We start from the raw sequence: 14,092 nt of genomic DNA on the forward strand, positions 1-14,092 counted from the left end.
GACTCAGGGAGCTTTGACCAGCCTCAGGCTGCGGATGTCATACATCTTCGCATCGTCTCCCAGCGCCTTTACGGCGTCTTCGCGGGTGATCCTCGCGTTGGTGGCGATGATTTCGAGCTTGGGCAGGCCGCCTTTTTCATTGCGCGTGATTTTGACGCTTTGCACGTCGGGGAGTTTCTTCATCGCGGCTTCGACCTTGTTCGTGCAGTGGATGCACATGATGCCGGCGACTTCGCCCTGATAGACGAAGGTCACCGGATCTCCGGCGGTGCAGGAGGCGATGGTGATGAGACTGAGGAGGAGTGTGAGAAGGTGTTTCATAAACTTTGGATGTGGGGTGCTTTGATTATTCAGCGGGGTTGTCGAGCAGGCGCTGCACGTCACGACCGAGCTTTTCAGTCATGAGCGTGGCGATCTCGGCTTGAGGGTGGAAGACGGCGTAGTAGCCGCGCACGCGGCCCTGGCGGTCGATGAGGACCATGCGCAGATCATGCTCATAGAGGTCCAGCGGGTTGATGCGCTTTTCCTCCGGGATGGCGGCGGGAGCCTGCAGCTGCAGCTCATGGGTCATGTAGTCCCAGATGCGCTGCTGCTCACCCGTCACGAACCACCAGGGATCTTCGGGCCTCGCGCCCACGCCTTCAGCGTAGGCCTTGAGGAAGCCGGAAGTGTCGCGCTCCGGTGCCACGGCGAGAGAGACCAGATGGAAATCCGGCCGCGTGCGGTAGGCGGCATTGAGCTTCTGCATCTGCGCCACCACCGCCGCGCATCCATGCGGACACACGGTGTACAGGCAGGCCATGACGGTGACCTTTCCGCGCAGGGCGGAAAGTTTCACCGTCTGCCCGCTGCGCTCGGTGACTTCCAGATCACCTTTGATTTGGGTGACCACTGGCAGGGGTGCCTGCGGGAGCGCCTGCCGGGCATAATGCCCCAGCACCACCACACCCGCGATGGCCATGCCGATGCCCAGCACCATGCGCACCCAGGAGCCGGTGCTGACGCGAAGGTCAGCACCGACGGAGGTGTAGCGAATGCCCGGAGGCGATGCCTCAAGAGGTGAATCCGGCATCGTGTTATTCGGTGGGGATTTTGAGGATTTCGGCCTCCGTCCACATCGCACTGCGCGCCTTCTCCGTCTCACGGATCGCGGCGACCTCTGCGGGCGTGACGGCCCCCGCCTTGTTGCCAAAGTTGCTGCGCACATAGGTCAGCACACCTGCGATCTGCTCATCATTGAGCGCACCACCTTGCGGCGGCATCAGCGGTGCAGGCGAGGTGAATGGCTGGCCGTTGAGGGTGAACGGACCGGTGAAACCGTGAAGCACCATGCGGATCATGCGGTCGGGTTTTTTCACGTTGACCCAGTCAGAGCCCGCGAGCGGCGGAAACATGGGCGGCAACCCCTGCCCCGTGGGCTGGTGGCAGGCGATGCACACGGTGGAGTAGATGCGCTGGCCGGTGGCCAGCAGATCTGTTCCGCCGGCTGCAGCAGGGCTGGCAGGTGCCGGGCCGGGAGCAGCGGGTGCGGGGGGTGGCGTGGCCGCAGGCGGCGCGGCTTCTGCAGCGGGCGCAGGAGGTTTGGCCCGCAGCGCCACAAAGGAGCCTTCGATGAACGCACCCACGATGAAGAGAATGGAGCCGCCCATGACAGCGCCCACGCCGTAGGTCAGCAGGTCGGTGATGTAGGAGCCGAGGCTCTTGGGAGAAGATGATTTTTGAGACATGATGTTTGCAGATGGTTTTTATTCGGTGGGGATTTTGCTGATCTCGGCCTCGGTCCACATCGCGCTGCGCGCCTTCTCAGCTTCGCGGATGGCGGCCACCTGCTCGGGCGTGACGGCGGCGGCCTTGTTGCCAAAGCTGTTGCGTACGTAGGTCAGCACATCGGCGATCTGTTTGTCGCTGAGTGCCGCGCCCTGCGGCGGCATGAGCGGCGCGGGGGAGGTGAAGGGCTTGCCATTGAGCGTGATGGGTCCGGTGAAGCCATGCAGCACCATGCGGATGATGCGGTCCGGCTTTTTCGCCGCCACCCAGTCAGAGCTGGCCAGCGGAGGGAACATGCCCGGCAGGCCCAGCCCGGTGGGCTGATGGCACGCGAAGCAGACCTGCATGTAAACCGTCTGGCCGCGTGCAAGCGACTCCGCCGAAAGAGCCGATTCCTGAGCGTGGATGAGCGAAGTGAAGGGCAGCACGCAAACGGCTGCGAAGAGTTGTTTGAGGGATATTTTCATGAATGATGGGGTGGGGTTTTGGGTTTTTTTGGGATAGTTTGATTCGATGAGGGTGACCGGGGCTCGTGCTTCAGCCGCCTTTGCCGATGGCTTCCACCTTCTGGCGAAAGCCCGTGAACATGTCCGCCACGAGCTGTTTGGACTTGGCGGGTGCTTTGGCAGGATCTCCCGCCGTCGTGGGCGGATGGGGGTCGTACTCGGCCAGCAAAGCCAGGCAGTCCGTGTATTCACGGTCCCGCCACTTCAGGGACATGTGCAGGCCAAAGTCCATGCCGGCGGTGACACCGGCAGCGGTGATGACCTTGCCATCCTCCACGACACGGTCGTTGGAAGCCGTGGCGCCGAAGAGATGCAGCAAATCTTTGACCAGCCAGTGGGAGGTGGCCTTTCTGCCTTTCAGCAGACCTGCGGCACCCAGGATGAGCGAACCGGTGCAGACGGAGGAGACGACCTTCGCCGCCGCTCCCGCCTTGCGGATGAAAGCCATCGTCTCCGCATCCTGCATGGCGGCCAGAGTGCCCGTCGTGCCACCAGGCACGCAGAGCAGATCGAGCGCCGCCGGGCAGTCGGCGAAGGTGATGTCGGGCATGATCTTCACGCCCGAGTCTGAACTGACGAGTTCCATGCTCTTCGCCGCCAGCAGCACTTTGGCTCCCATCAGGGAGGACAGAAAGTAATGCGGGCCGATGAGATCGAGCGCCGTGAACTGCGGGTAAAGCACCTGCACGATCACTTCATGCCCCATCCAGCCGGGAGGCATGGCGGACATGTCATGTTCAGGCTTGGGTGTCTCTGTGGCAGCCTGGGCGCTGGTAGTTTGTGCCAGCGCGGCCAGGCCGGGCAGCACGCAGGTGAGTTGACGTAGAAATTCACGACGCTCGGTGTTCATGGAGTTCAGGCGTTGAGATTAAAAGCGGACCGTGGCCTGGCAGAAGACGTTGAAGGGCGCATTGGGAGCCACCGCTCCGCCCAGGAATGCCTGCGGCTGGTAGTAGCGTGCGTCGAAGAGGTTCTGAATGCCCACGGACACCGATGCCGGGCCGCGCGTGTAGCTGAGCTGCGCATCCACCGTGGCGTAAGCAGGCGTGGAGAAAGTATTGGCTGAATCGCCCGCACGGGAGCTTGCCATCGTGACTCCCATCCCCATGCCGAATCCACGGAACAGACCTTCCTTGCGGTCATAGCGCACCGCGATGCGGCCTGAGTGCTGCGGAATGCGCGGCAGGCGGTTGCCTGCAGGCAGCGTCGTGTCCGAGACAATTCGGGCATCCTGAAAGGCATAGTTCACCAGCACGCTGACCTCTGAGAAGGGCTTCCAGATGAGGTCCGCCTCGATGCCCTGGGCCCGCTGCATGCCTGACTGCACGCTGAGCAGTCCGGTCGAGACGGGCACATTGCTGCGCTCGTTGTGAAACCACGCCAGCGAGCCCTGCAGGGTCTTGCTGATCTCAAACTTGAAGCCGGCCTCCCACTGCTCTCCTTCGATAACTTTCTTGGGGCCCGCGATCGGGACGCCCACCGGTGCCTGGAAACCCTGGCCCCATCCCGCAAAGGCGGTCATCCACTCCGTGACATCCACGGAAACCCCTGCCCTGCCGGTGACGCGGTGCTCGTTCAAACGGGAGTCAATGCCGGCGGCGGTGTCCACGTCATGGACCTGAAGCTGGCTGTAACGCATGGATCCCATGAGGTGAAACTTCTCGGCGAAGGTGACCTGATCCTGAAGGAAACCGGCGATGGTCTGGTAGTCATTGTGCTGGTCGGCAAACGGCAGGCCACCGCCGGCAAAGGTGGGGTAGGCAGGACTGGTCGCATCAATGAAACCAATCACCGGATTCACCAGCATCACGCCATTGTCCGTCGTCTGGTCAAAGTCCATGCCCATGGTCAGGCTGTGCTTGAGCGCACCTGTTTCAAACTTGCCGTTCACCCGCGCATTGAAGGCAAAGGAGTGCATGTTTTGCAGCAGCGTGCCGGTATCCACCGGATAGAGGGACCCGAACGGAGCGACAAAGAAGCTGGGAAACACCGAGAACTGGTCAAAGTTCATGTCGATGAAGTTGGCTTCGAGAATGAAGTTCCAGTCGCTGTTGAAGCTGTGCTTCAGCTCGGCGCTCAGGCTGCGCGTTTTTGAGGTGGTCGCTGGCTGGCCTTCAGCGCGGAAGATGGTGTAGCGGTTGAAGCTGAAGCTGGCTGGATTTACCGTCCCGCTGCCGGGCAGGCCGCTGTAGTCCGTCTGCGAGCGGTCGGAGTAGCGTCCGCGCAGCGTGAGGGTCGTGTCATCACTCAGCGAGATGGCCAGCGTGGGGAAGAAGCTGGTGAGATGCCCTTTGATGTAGGGATTCACGTCCCGCGTCTCGCGCACGTCTCCGGTGATGCGGAACAGCACACGGCCGTTTTTGTCCAGCGGCTGGTTCACGTCCCAGATGTTGCCATAGGCGCCCCAGCTTCCGGCGTTCATGCCCATCATGTAGTGCGCCTCTTTTTCAGGACGCTTGGAAACGAAGTTCAGCAAGCCTCCGATCGGGCCGCCTGCCGCGCCGCCAAACATGGTGCCCGTGGGTCCTTTGACGACCTCCACCCGCTCCGTGTTGATCAGTGTCTCCGCTGCCGGTCCCGGGTAGTAGAGCTGAAAGTTGTCCAGGTAGGGGGCCGACTGAAAGCCGCGGATGTAATACTGCACATTGTTGATCTCACGAGTGTCGTTGCCGACGACCCCGCTGAAGTTTTTCACCACATCCCCCGGGTTCTGGGAGAGCTGGTTGTCCATCAGCGTGCGTGTGATGACCTGCGCCGACTGCGGGAGCTGGCGCAGCGGAATCTCCGAACGCGTGGTCGTGTTCGCATACGGTGCCAGGTAGGAGTCCGGCTGGGCGGTGATGATGATCTCCGGCAGCTCCTTGGACTCCTGGCGCGCGAGCTCTGCGGGCGTGGAGGCGGGCGTGGCCTTGACCTTGGGCCCGCCCTTTTGCGGGGCAGGTGTGTTTTGAGAATAGACCGTGGGAACGGCAAGCAGAGAGACTGCCGCGAGAAGCCTGATGCGGGAAATGCGCTTTAGAAAAAGAGAGGAAAGCATGAGTGATGATTGAAAAAATAGAACAGGGCACATGAGTGAAGTCCTCACGCCATGAGTGTCCGGTCAGGGCGTGATGGTGCGCGTTGTCTGGGATGACGAGTGTATGCCCATGCCCATTCCGACGCGGGCCGGGGGGCACGACGGTGATGAGGCGTGAAGACAGTCGCGCCTGCCTGCGAGTTCACGCAGTGGGTGCGTCTGTGGTGCTCAACCCAGAGAGAGGAGTCTGCTGCTGCCGCGTCTTGGCGGTGGCGTCTCCGGCAGTTCGGTGCGTTGCACCAACGTTTCGTGCAGCGGCACGAATGAGAAAGTGTTTCCTGCAGGGGCGGTCAGGGTCGTCATCTCCACCAGCACGGCGTTGATCTTCTGCATGGACTGTCCCGCCTGCTGCGGCTGCTTGCGGTTGGACTGGCCTTCCTTCACTTTTTTGCAAAGCGGGCAGCCATGCTGCCCATCAAAAGTTTTCTGCACCGCCTCCATCACCGTCCCTTCGCTGGCAAAGGAGACCAGCATCCCCGCCCACGCGACTCCCTGCAGCAAGGCCCAGTGCAGACCCAGAGACAGACAGATCGTCCCCACGATCACCAGCCGCGCGATTCGCGACAGCAGCGATGCTTTGGAGCGGGAGGACATGGTACAAGTATGGTAGCACGACGCGCCGTGTCAACTTTCGCCGCTCAGTGCCAAGGCCAGTGTGTTTGCGGCACGCTCATGGACGGGCGGGCTTACGTCTTTCATCGCTCCAAGGACGGCGCACCTCTTTTGGAGCCTGCGCCGCGATAGACCCACAACTTCGGACCCGTATCAGCGGTTCCCTACCTGCCCTTCGGCAGTGTCACGAAAGGCTGGTAGGGACGCGTTGCGCGCGTCCCTGGAATCCTTCGTCCCAGCGTGGACTGCTGTCTTGTAGCCTGCCCCCTTTCTCAAACCGCAATGTCTCGGAAAAAGCTCCCTCACTTCAAATTCTCAAACCACGCCAGCAGATCGAGAATCTGCTCCGCCTTCAGCGAATTGAGCAGGCCCGGCGGCATCGGCGAAATCTCGGACACGCTGCGCTCCTTGATCATCGCCTTGGCGATCTCGCTCTTCTCAGGCGCGAGCGGATTGGGCCGCAGCACCACGCGTTCATCGTCCTCGCTCTCCAGACTGCCGGTGATCGTTTTGCCATCGCTCGTCTTCACGGTCACGTAGCGGAATTTTTCGTCGATGAACTTGGAGGGGTTCAAGATGTGATCCAGCAGATCGCGGCGGTTGAAGCGTGAAGACACCTGCACCAGATCCGGCCCAAACACGCCTGCGGGCAAGGTGGTATCATTGCTCACTTTATGGCAGAACACACATTGCGCACGAATGAGCGCATCCTTCGCACTGTCGCGGCTGCGCGTCTTCGCATCCATCTTTGCCAGCAGCAGGGCCAGATCTTCCAGCGTCCAGTTCTTGAATGAATGCCCCGGCAGCGCATGCGCGGAAAGCACCGCAGGCTTCGCCGGCGAGATCACCACTGCGAGCTGCGTGGCCTCCTCCGGCTTCAGCGCCGCCGCCAGCTCGCTGCGCGTGTCGCTGATCGCTTTGAAGAAGGTGGAGGCCCCGTTCATCTTCTCCGCCTTGTTCAGCGCCTCAAACGCGACCTTCCGCTGCTCCAGCGTCCAGCCGTCTTTGAGGTAGCGCAGCATGAAGGGGTAAAACAACAAGTCCTCCGAAGTCGTGGCCGCTTTGAGAAGAGGCATCGTTTTCGTGATGACCGTCGGGGATTTCAAATAGACGAGCAGGCGGCAGAGCTCGCGGTTGAGAAAGGTTTCGTCCGCAGGAAAAGCCGCCCAGGCCATGAGCTTTTTCTGCTGGGCTTCATCGGGTGCTCCCTGTCGCGCGATGGCAACTGCGATCACCCGCAAGGTATCCAAAGTCGGTGCAGGCGACGCCTTCAAAACGGCATCGAGAATCGCCGGTAGATCGCTGGACTGACCCACACGCGCAAGGGCCAGCAAAGAACTCATGTCCTTGGAGTGCAGCGCCTGCTCGCGCCATTCACTGATCGGCTGGCTTTCCAACCGCATGCGCTCGGCGTGTTTTGACAAGGCGGCGCTTAGTGGCTTTGCCGCGACTGCTTTCTGTTGAGGCCGGTTGCCTGCATAAGTCACTCGATACAGCCCGCTCTGCGTGCCACGACCACCGGTGGTAAACCACATGGCTCCGTCGGGCCCGATGCAGCCGTCGGTGACATTCAGCGGCCTGCCTGCCACGAAGGTTTCCTGCGTCACGGTGCTGCCAAAATGCACCGCGATGATGCGCCCGTAGCTCCAATCCAGCAGGTAGAGCGCATCCTGATATTTCTGCGGAAACTCCGCTCCATACCCAAAGTAAATCCCCGTCGGCGAAGACAACCCGATGTCGATCACACTCGGCAGCGTGTCCGCATACCATGCCGGAAAGCGACTCGTGCCTCTGCGCCAGCCGTAGTCGCCGCCGGGTACGATCTGCAGCACCCGTGTGGGCATGTACCAAGGCGTGCCCACATCCCGCTCCATGTCGGCATCGAAGGTGAAGAGATCGCCGCGTGAATTGAAAGCGATGTCCAGCGGGTTGCGCAAACCACCTGCGAGGAGCGTGACTTTGCTGCCGTCCGGCTTCACGCGCAGGATGTGGCCGGCGGGGAGCTCCACGTTGCCGTCAAACATGCTGCTGTCCCACGGGTTCGGAATGAGCTGGTCATTCGCGTAGTTCTTCAGCGGCGAATCAGGATCGAGGTTCTTCGGCAGCAGCACGTTGTTGCCATGCGCCACGTAGATGTCGCCATCGGGGCCGAGCTTGATGTGATTGCGGCCATGACCCACGCCGCCTTCGGTGCGGACGAGTTCTTTGCGTTCGTCAAAGGTGCCGTCGCCGTTCGAGTCGGTGAGACGGTAGAGCGCTTTCGAGTTGTTGGCGTTCGCGAAGAGCGATCCATGCGCATAGAGCAGGCCCCGGCATTCCAGCAGCTCATCGTCGATGATCTCCACTTTCTGATCCCCGCTGCCGCTGAGCGTAAGGCGAATGAGGCCCTTCTTCTCCTTGCCCAGCGTGATGCGGCCCTGCGGATCAAACGCCATCGAAACCCAGGAGTCTTCCCCCGGCTGTGCGGAGCGGATCAGCTCTGCTTTGAAGCCCGGCGGCAAGGTCAGCGTGGCGGGATCAGTCGCCTGATTCTGCGCGCCCGGTTTGGCGAGCTGCCAGGAGTTGTAGGCATCAAAGGTCTTCTTCAAGTCGAAGGGGTTCGTGGCCGGATCGGCATCGGTGGGTCCCACCACCACCGCGTTCTTCCAGCTCGCATCCGTGGCGATCCAGCGCACGGCGGCGAGGTCCCCATTGAGCTCCAGCCGCGCGGCGGTTTTCGCTTTGCCCGGCACACGCAGCCCGAGCTGATGCGCTTTGCCATCACCCAGCTGCTGCGTGAGGTCCGTGCCAGTCGCGGTGTCAGCGGCTTTGATGGTGGCGAGGGTCTTGCCATCGAGCACGATCTCCACGGCGCCATCACTGGCGGTGAGCAGCACGGCCTTGAGCAGCTTGCCCTCGTGCTTCACGGTCTGGGTGAAGGTCGTGCCGGCTTCAGGTGCCGCCAGCCATTGGGGTACCGGCGGGCTGTTGGCGAGCTGGGCGAAGGCGCCGGCTGATGAAAGCAGCAGGAAGAGAAAGCAGCGGGACATGCGCAAAGAACGCGCGCTGTGGCAGAAGCCTGTCGGCGGAGATCAAAGCGGGTTGTTGCCGACCGTGAAAGTCACGTTTTGAATCCCGGCCTTATGCAGCGAATTGAGCACATCAATGACCCGCTCGTAGCTCGCCTGCTCTTCCGCCTGGATCGTCACCAGCACCTTCTGCTGCTGCCGTGCGGAGGATTCGGAAGCACGGCGCAGATTCTTGGTCAGCGAAGGCAGGGCTTTGTCCTTGGGAGTGTCAAACACCTCCTCGTTCATCGTCACGGTGCCGTCTTCGAGAATGCCGATGGAGATCTCTTCTGAAGGCCACTGGATGGCCTGCTCAGGATTTCCAGGATTGGGCAGCCGGGTGCGAAGCTCGCGCTCCACCTTCACAGAGCCCGTCATGACCATGAAAAACAGCATGATGACGAAGACCACATCGATCATGGGAGCGATCTGAAAACCAATCGCGATATCGTCGGAATGGATGTGGTGTTTCATGGCATGTGGTTTGCATGACGCGCACTAGAGGGGAATCTTGGGGTGGCTTTTTAAGCCCTGAAGTCCTACTTTAAGGGTGGATGGAGGGTGCGTTTTGGGTTAAATGACCATGCTCTCAAACATTGAAATGCAATGGAGTGCATTCCTCGCTCAAAGTTTCTTAAGAACGTAGGCTTGACATTCTTTTGAAAATGAGTCTTCTAGTCCGACCGTGAAAAGCAAAATCTATATACTCGACGACCACCCTATCGTTATCGAAGGGCTTAAGAAACTAATCGACCAGCAGGAAGACATGCAGGTCATCGGCAGCGCCGAAGACGCCAATACCGCTCTTCAGCAGATCGCCAAACTCAAGCCCGACGTAGTCGTGCTCGACATCACCCTGAAGGACCGCAGTGGTGTGGACCTCATCAAAAAGCTGCGTGCCAGCCATCCAAACATGCAGATCCTCGTGTACTCGATGCACGATGAAAACGTGTATGCGGAGCGCTGCCTGCGCGCCGGTGCCATGGGCTATGTGATGAAGGGCGAACCCAGCACCCGCGTGCTGCAGGGCCTCCGTCAGGTGGCCGCTGGTTCCTTCTTCTTCAGCGCTTCCCTGCTCGGCAGCATCGTCTCCGGTGGCGGCCCTCGCGGCGGCTCCCGTGGCGAACCCGCCCGCATGCTCAGCGACCGTCAGCTCGAAATCTTCGAGATGGTGGGCCGCGGTTTCGACTCCCACAGCATCGCAGAAAAGCTGGCCCTCAGCGCCAAGACGGTGGACGCCCACAAGGCCAACATCCGTCAGAAGCTCGGCCTCGCCTCCGCTCGCGAACTGCTCATGGAAGCCGTCCGCTGGGTGGAGAAATAGGATTTCTCACAACAACAATCTTGCCAACGGGCGGTGTGCAAACACCGCCCGTTTTTTTGTGCTCTGACGTAGGATGGGTGTGGCGACAGCCCGCCCGTCCCTGAGCGTGTGGCAACGCACAGCCGCCTGCGAACGCTCCCAGAGTCGGGCGGTTTGGCGAAGCAGCCTCTGGGTGATGGAGAAATCATCATCCGCCAAACATACCCAACCTACTTTCAGAAAACACGCTCAGTCCTTCACCACCGCATCGCGGTCGGCCCGTGCCTTCACTCGCAGCCGCTCCTTCATCGTCGCCAGCACATCCGGCTGCTGCGCCGCCACATCCTTGGTTTCATTCGGATCGACGATGATGTCATAGAGCTCGAATTTTTCTTTCCCCGCCGTGCCCTGCACCACCAGTTTCCAGGGGTCGCAGCGCAGGGCGCGTGATTTGAAATTGGGGCCCACGGTGTAGAGCGTGCGCGGCGGCGGCGGCGCTCCTTCGGCCAGCTGCGGCCAGAGATTCACGCCGTCCCATTTCAGATCCTTGGCCGGTTTGAATCCGGCCAGCGCGCAGAAGGTGGGCATCCAGTCGATGATCTGCACCGGCGCGTCATGCGTGCCGGGTTTCAGCGTGCCGGGCCAGTTCAGGAGGCAAGGCACACGTGTACCGCCTTCATAGACGCTGCCCTTTTCATCGCGCAGCGGCCGGTTGTTTCCCGGCAGCGGGCCGGTGGCATAATCATCCGGCGGGTAGGCCTGGCCGTTGTTCTCAGCGGTGCTGCCGCCGTTGTCGCTGGTGAAAACGAGCAGCGTACTGCCGCGCTGCCCGTTCTTTTCCAGCGCGGCCACGATCTGCCCCACCGCCGCATCCATGTGCATGATGCACGCGGCGTATTGCCGGGCCACCGCACCGGTGATGCCCGCAGGTACTTTAGATAACCACTCCTCCGGTTCCTTCACGGGCAGGTGCACCGCCGTCAGCGGCACATAGAGGAAAAACGGCGCGTCCTTCCGCGCCGCCAGCCAGTCACAGGCCTCCTTGGCGATCAAGTCCGTCACATGACCGGGTTCCGTGATGAGCTTTTCATCCCGATGCCACGTCTCGGTGAACTCGCCCTTCTTGTAATGGTGGTCCCACGGCCCCACACCGCCGCCCAGCGAGCCGTAGCTGTGATCAAAGCCAAAGTGATTCGGTCCCCACGCGGGTTTTGAGCCAAGATGCCACTTGCCCGTGAGGCAGGTTTCATAGCCCGCCGATTTCAGTGCACGCGGCAGCGTCACCGTATCCCATGGCAGCGCCCGTACACTCTGCGGGGTCGTGACGCCAAAGCGGCTCCAGCAGCGCCCCGTCATCAATCCCGTGCGCGTGGGGCTGCACACGGGCGCGGAGTAGTGATGCGTGAGCTCCAGGCCCTCCCGGGCCAGTTTGTCCAGCGTGGGAGTGGGGGCCGTGCCAGCGTGAAAGGCCACGTCCGCCCAGCCGAGATCATCCGCCATGATGAAAACGATGTTCGGCTTCGCGGCGGCTGCATGCAGCAGCGGGCAGCAGGTCAGGAGCAGGAGAAAAAAGCGGTGCATGCCACGCCAAACGAAGCCGCCCCCGCCGATCTCGCATGAACGGTTGCGTGCCCGGAAGCGTTGCGGCATAAAGAGGGCACATGGGCCACGCCAAAGACTCCGCCAGACTATCCACACGCACCGTGCAGTGGCTGGTTTACGCGCTGTTCCGGTGCATCGAAGGCGTGCTGTGGCTGCTGCCGCTCATCGTGGTGTGGTACATCGGCCGGGTGCTGGGCACCGTGGTGTATTTTCTGGCTGGCAAATACCGCCGCCTCGCGCTGCACAACCTGCACATCGCCTTTGGCCGCGAGAAATCCTCCGCCGAACTCAAGGCCCTCGCCTATGAGCACTTCAAGAGCCTGTTCGCCAACGTGCTCTGCGGTTTCAAACTGCCGCTGATGTCCGAGGCTGCGATCTGCAGGCATGTGCGGTCCGAAGGCATCGAGCGCGCGCAGGCGGCCTACGACGACGGCAAACGTCCGCTTCTGAACCTGGTGCTGCATGCCAGCTGCTGGGAGATCCTCACCCAGGTGCCGTCCATGTATGTGCGTGGTCACAAGGCCGGCGCCATTTACCAGCCGCTGCACAATCCCTGGCTCAATGCCTTGGTGCTCCGCCGTCGCGAGAAGCTGGGGTATACGCTGTTTGACCGGCAGGCCGGGTTCAATGCGCCCATGAAGTTCATGCGCGAGGCCGGTCAGGTCGGTGTGCTGGTGGATCAGCATGCCGGAGATCACGGCCTGTGGTGTCCCTTCTTTGACCGCCTGGCCTCCACCACCACCATCGCGGCGCTCATGGCCATCCGCACGGATGCGGTGGTGCTGCCCATGATGGTTTACAATGACGGCCCGGCACGCTGGCGGTTGGTCTGCGCCCCGGAGGTCAAAGCCGATGAATCACAGCCCAACGCCGATGGCCTGACCCTGGCCATCAACGCCGCCGTGGAGAAGCTGATCCGCGAGCAGCCTGCGAGCTGGTTCTGGGTGCACAACCGCTGGAAGCTGCCCAAGCCGCGATTCCTGCTGGCAGAATATCGTCGTGGTGTGGCCTTTCCCACGGACTACGACCTGACACGCCTGCAGCCCTTTGAGCTGCTCATCCGCAGCCCCAACTGGCTCGGAGACGCCTGCATGGCCTTCCCCATGGTGCGCGCCATCAAACGCGGCCGGCCGGACATGAAGATCACGATTCTCGGCCCGGACAAACTGGAGGAGCTGTGGCTCTCCATGCCCGAAGTCTCGCGCTACATCGGCAAGCCCGCCAAGGAAGGCCTCTTCGCTGTGGCCAGGCGCATCAAGGCTACCGGCGTGAAGTTTGATGCCGCCGTGTTCTGCACCAATTCCACCCGCAGCACCCTGGAAATCTGGCTCGCAGGCATTCCCCGCCGTGTCGGGGTGAAAGGGTCGTTCCGTGCAAAACTGCTCAATCAGATCATCAAGGGAGGCCCGGCCAAAGGAAGCAAGGAGCATCATGCGCACCGCTACCTGCGCATCGCCAAGGGCATCGGCGCCGACATCGATCAACCCGGCGTGTGGGACGCCGGAACACCGCCGGTCTCGACTGATGGCATCATCCGTGTCGGCGTTTGTGCCGGTGCCGAGTACGGGCCCGCCAAGCGCTGGCCGCTGGAGCGCTTTGCCGCCGTGGTGAATCAAATCTCCGCGCAGCATTCCCAGTTCCGCTGGGAGTTATTTGGCGCCCCCGGGGAGAAGGAGATGGGCGAAAAGCTCTCCGCCATGCTCCATGCACCCCATGAAAACTTCGTGGGCAAAACACGGCTCTCCGAGCTCATCGCCAAACTGCGCGGCTGCCAGCTCCTGCTTACCAATGACACCGGTACCATGCATCTGGCAGCGGCCCTCGGCATTCCCACCGTGAGCATCTTCGGCTCCACCTGCCCGATCGAAACCGGCCCGCTCGGCGACCGCCACACCGTCATCCAGCACAAGATCGAGTGCAGCCCCTGCTTCGAGCGCGAGTGCCCCTTCGGCCACTACAACTGCATGACCCTCGTCACACCCGAAGAGGTGGCCCAGGCCGTGCTGAAGACCAGTGGAGTGCTCTGAAGTACGACAGACACTCTTGTCTGTCGGCCAGCGCTCTCGCCAACACCCGCAACCTGCGAGCTGGCTTTTCGTGCCGCTCTCCGGCAGGCTGACGCATGCATCGGTCGATTTGCGGGACTTGGGTGAGCCGGGGAGATTGCGTGGGCGCTGAC

Annotated in this window: 12 protein-coding genes; 2 read left to right on the top strand and 10 right to left on the bottom strand. The window is 61.7% G+C overall.

Annotated features, from left to right (window positions below; genetic code table 11):
• Positions 1–3: 3 nt before the first annotated feature.
• The 9 genes from AC24GY_RS18565 to AC24GY_RS18605 all read right to left on the bottom strand — a co-directional run bounded on the left by AC24GY_RS18565 (position 4) and on the right by AC24GY_RS18605 (position 9,482).
• Positions 4–321: a heavy-metal-associated domain-containing protein gene (locus AC24GY_RS18565; RefSeq protein WP_487686241.1), complete on the bottom strand. Its 318-nt coding sequence runs from the start codon at positions 319–321 to the stop codon at positions 4–6.
• A gap of 25 nt (positions 322–346) precedes the next feature.
• On the bottom strand, positions 347–1,072 hold the full coding sequence (locus tag AC24GY_RS18570) for an SCO family protein (protein ID WP_487686244.1): 726 nt from the start codon (positions 1,070–1,072) through the stop codon (positions 347–349).
• Positions 1,073–1,076: 4 nt separating this feature from the next.
• Positions 1,077–1,727: a c-type cytochrome gene (locus tag AC24GY_RS18575; protein WP_487686247.1), complete on the bottom strand. Its 651-nt coding sequence runs from the start codon at positions 1,725–1,727 to the stop codon at positions 1,077–1,079.
• An 18-nt stretch (positions 1,728–1,745) separates the two neighbouring features.
• Entirely contained in the window at positions 1,746–2,234 is a 489-nt protein-coding gene (locus tag AC24GY_RS18580) for a c-type cytochrome (RefSeq protein WP_422319289.1), read from the bottom strand.
• Positions 2,235–2,304: 70 nt separating this feature from the next.
• Positions 2,305–3,123 carry a DJ-1/PfpI family protein gene (locus AC24GY_RS18585; RefSeq protein ID WP_422319291.1) on the bottom strand — a complete coding sequence of 273 codons (819 nt, stop codon included), beginning with the start codon at positions 3,121–3,123 and terminating at the stop codon, positions 2,305–2,307.
• An 18-nt stretch (positions 3,124–3,141) separates the two neighbouring features.
• Complete coding sequence (locus tag AC24GY_RS18590) at positions 3,142–5,310, bottom strand: TonB-dependent siderophore receptor (RefSeq protein ID WP_487686251.1); 2,169 nt, start codon at positions 5,308–5,310, stop codon at positions 3,142–3,144.
• Positions 5,311–5,517: 207 nt separating this feature from the next.
• Positions 5,518–5,943 carry a hypothetical protein gene (locus AC24GY_RS18595; protein ID WP_487686254.1) on the bottom strand — a complete coding sequence of 142 codons (426 nt, stop codon included), beginning with the start codon at positions 5,941–5,943 and terminating at the stop codon, positions 5,518–5,520.
• 320 nt (positions 5,944–6,263) lie between these two features.
• Complete coding sequence (locus AC24GY_RS18600) at positions 6,264–8,990, bottom strand: DUF7133 domain-containing protein (protein WP_487686257.1); 2,727 nt, start codon at positions 8,988–8,990, stop codon at positions 6,264–6,266.
• A gap of 42 nt (positions 8,991–9,032) precedes the next feature.
• Positions 9,033–9,482: an ExbD/TolR family protein gene (locus AC24GY_RS18605; RefSeq protein ID WP_487686260.1), complete on the bottom strand. Its 450-nt coding sequence runs from the start codon at positions 9,480–9,482 to the stop codon at positions 9,033–9,035.
• A 211-nt stretch (positions 9,483–9,693) separates the two neighbouring features.
• On the opposite strand from AC24GY_RS18605, the gene AC24GY_RS18610 reads away from it, so the two are divergent.
• Positions 9,694–10,332: a response regulator transcription factor gene (locus AC24GY_RS18610; protein WP_294396957.1), complete on the top strand. Its 639-nt coding sequence runs from the start codon at positions 9,694–9,696 to the stop codon at positions 10,330–10,332.
• 228 nt (positions 10,333–10,560) lie between these two features.
• On the opposite strand, the gene AC24GY_RS18615 is transcribed toward AC24GY_RS18610, so the two are convergent.
• Positions 10,561–11,892, bottom strand: coding sequence for a sulfatase-like hydrolase/transferase (locus AC24GY_RS18615; RefSeq protein ID WP_487686265.1), 1,332 nt, complete (start codon positions 11,890–11,892; stop codon positions 10,561–10,563).
• Between the two features lie 80 nt (positions 11,893–11,972).
• On the opposite strand from AC24GY_RS18615, the gene waaF reads away from it, so the two are divergent.
• Positions 11,973–13,940, top strand: coding sequence for a lipopolysaccharide heptosyltransferase II (gene waaF, locus AC24GY_RS18620; RefSeq protein WP_487686268.1), 1,968 nt, complete (start codon positions 11,973–11,975; stop codon positions 13,938–13,940).
• Positions 13,941–14,092: the final 152 nt, after the last annotated feature.

This window comes from Prosthecobacter sp. Pr1 (assembly GCF_057652315.1).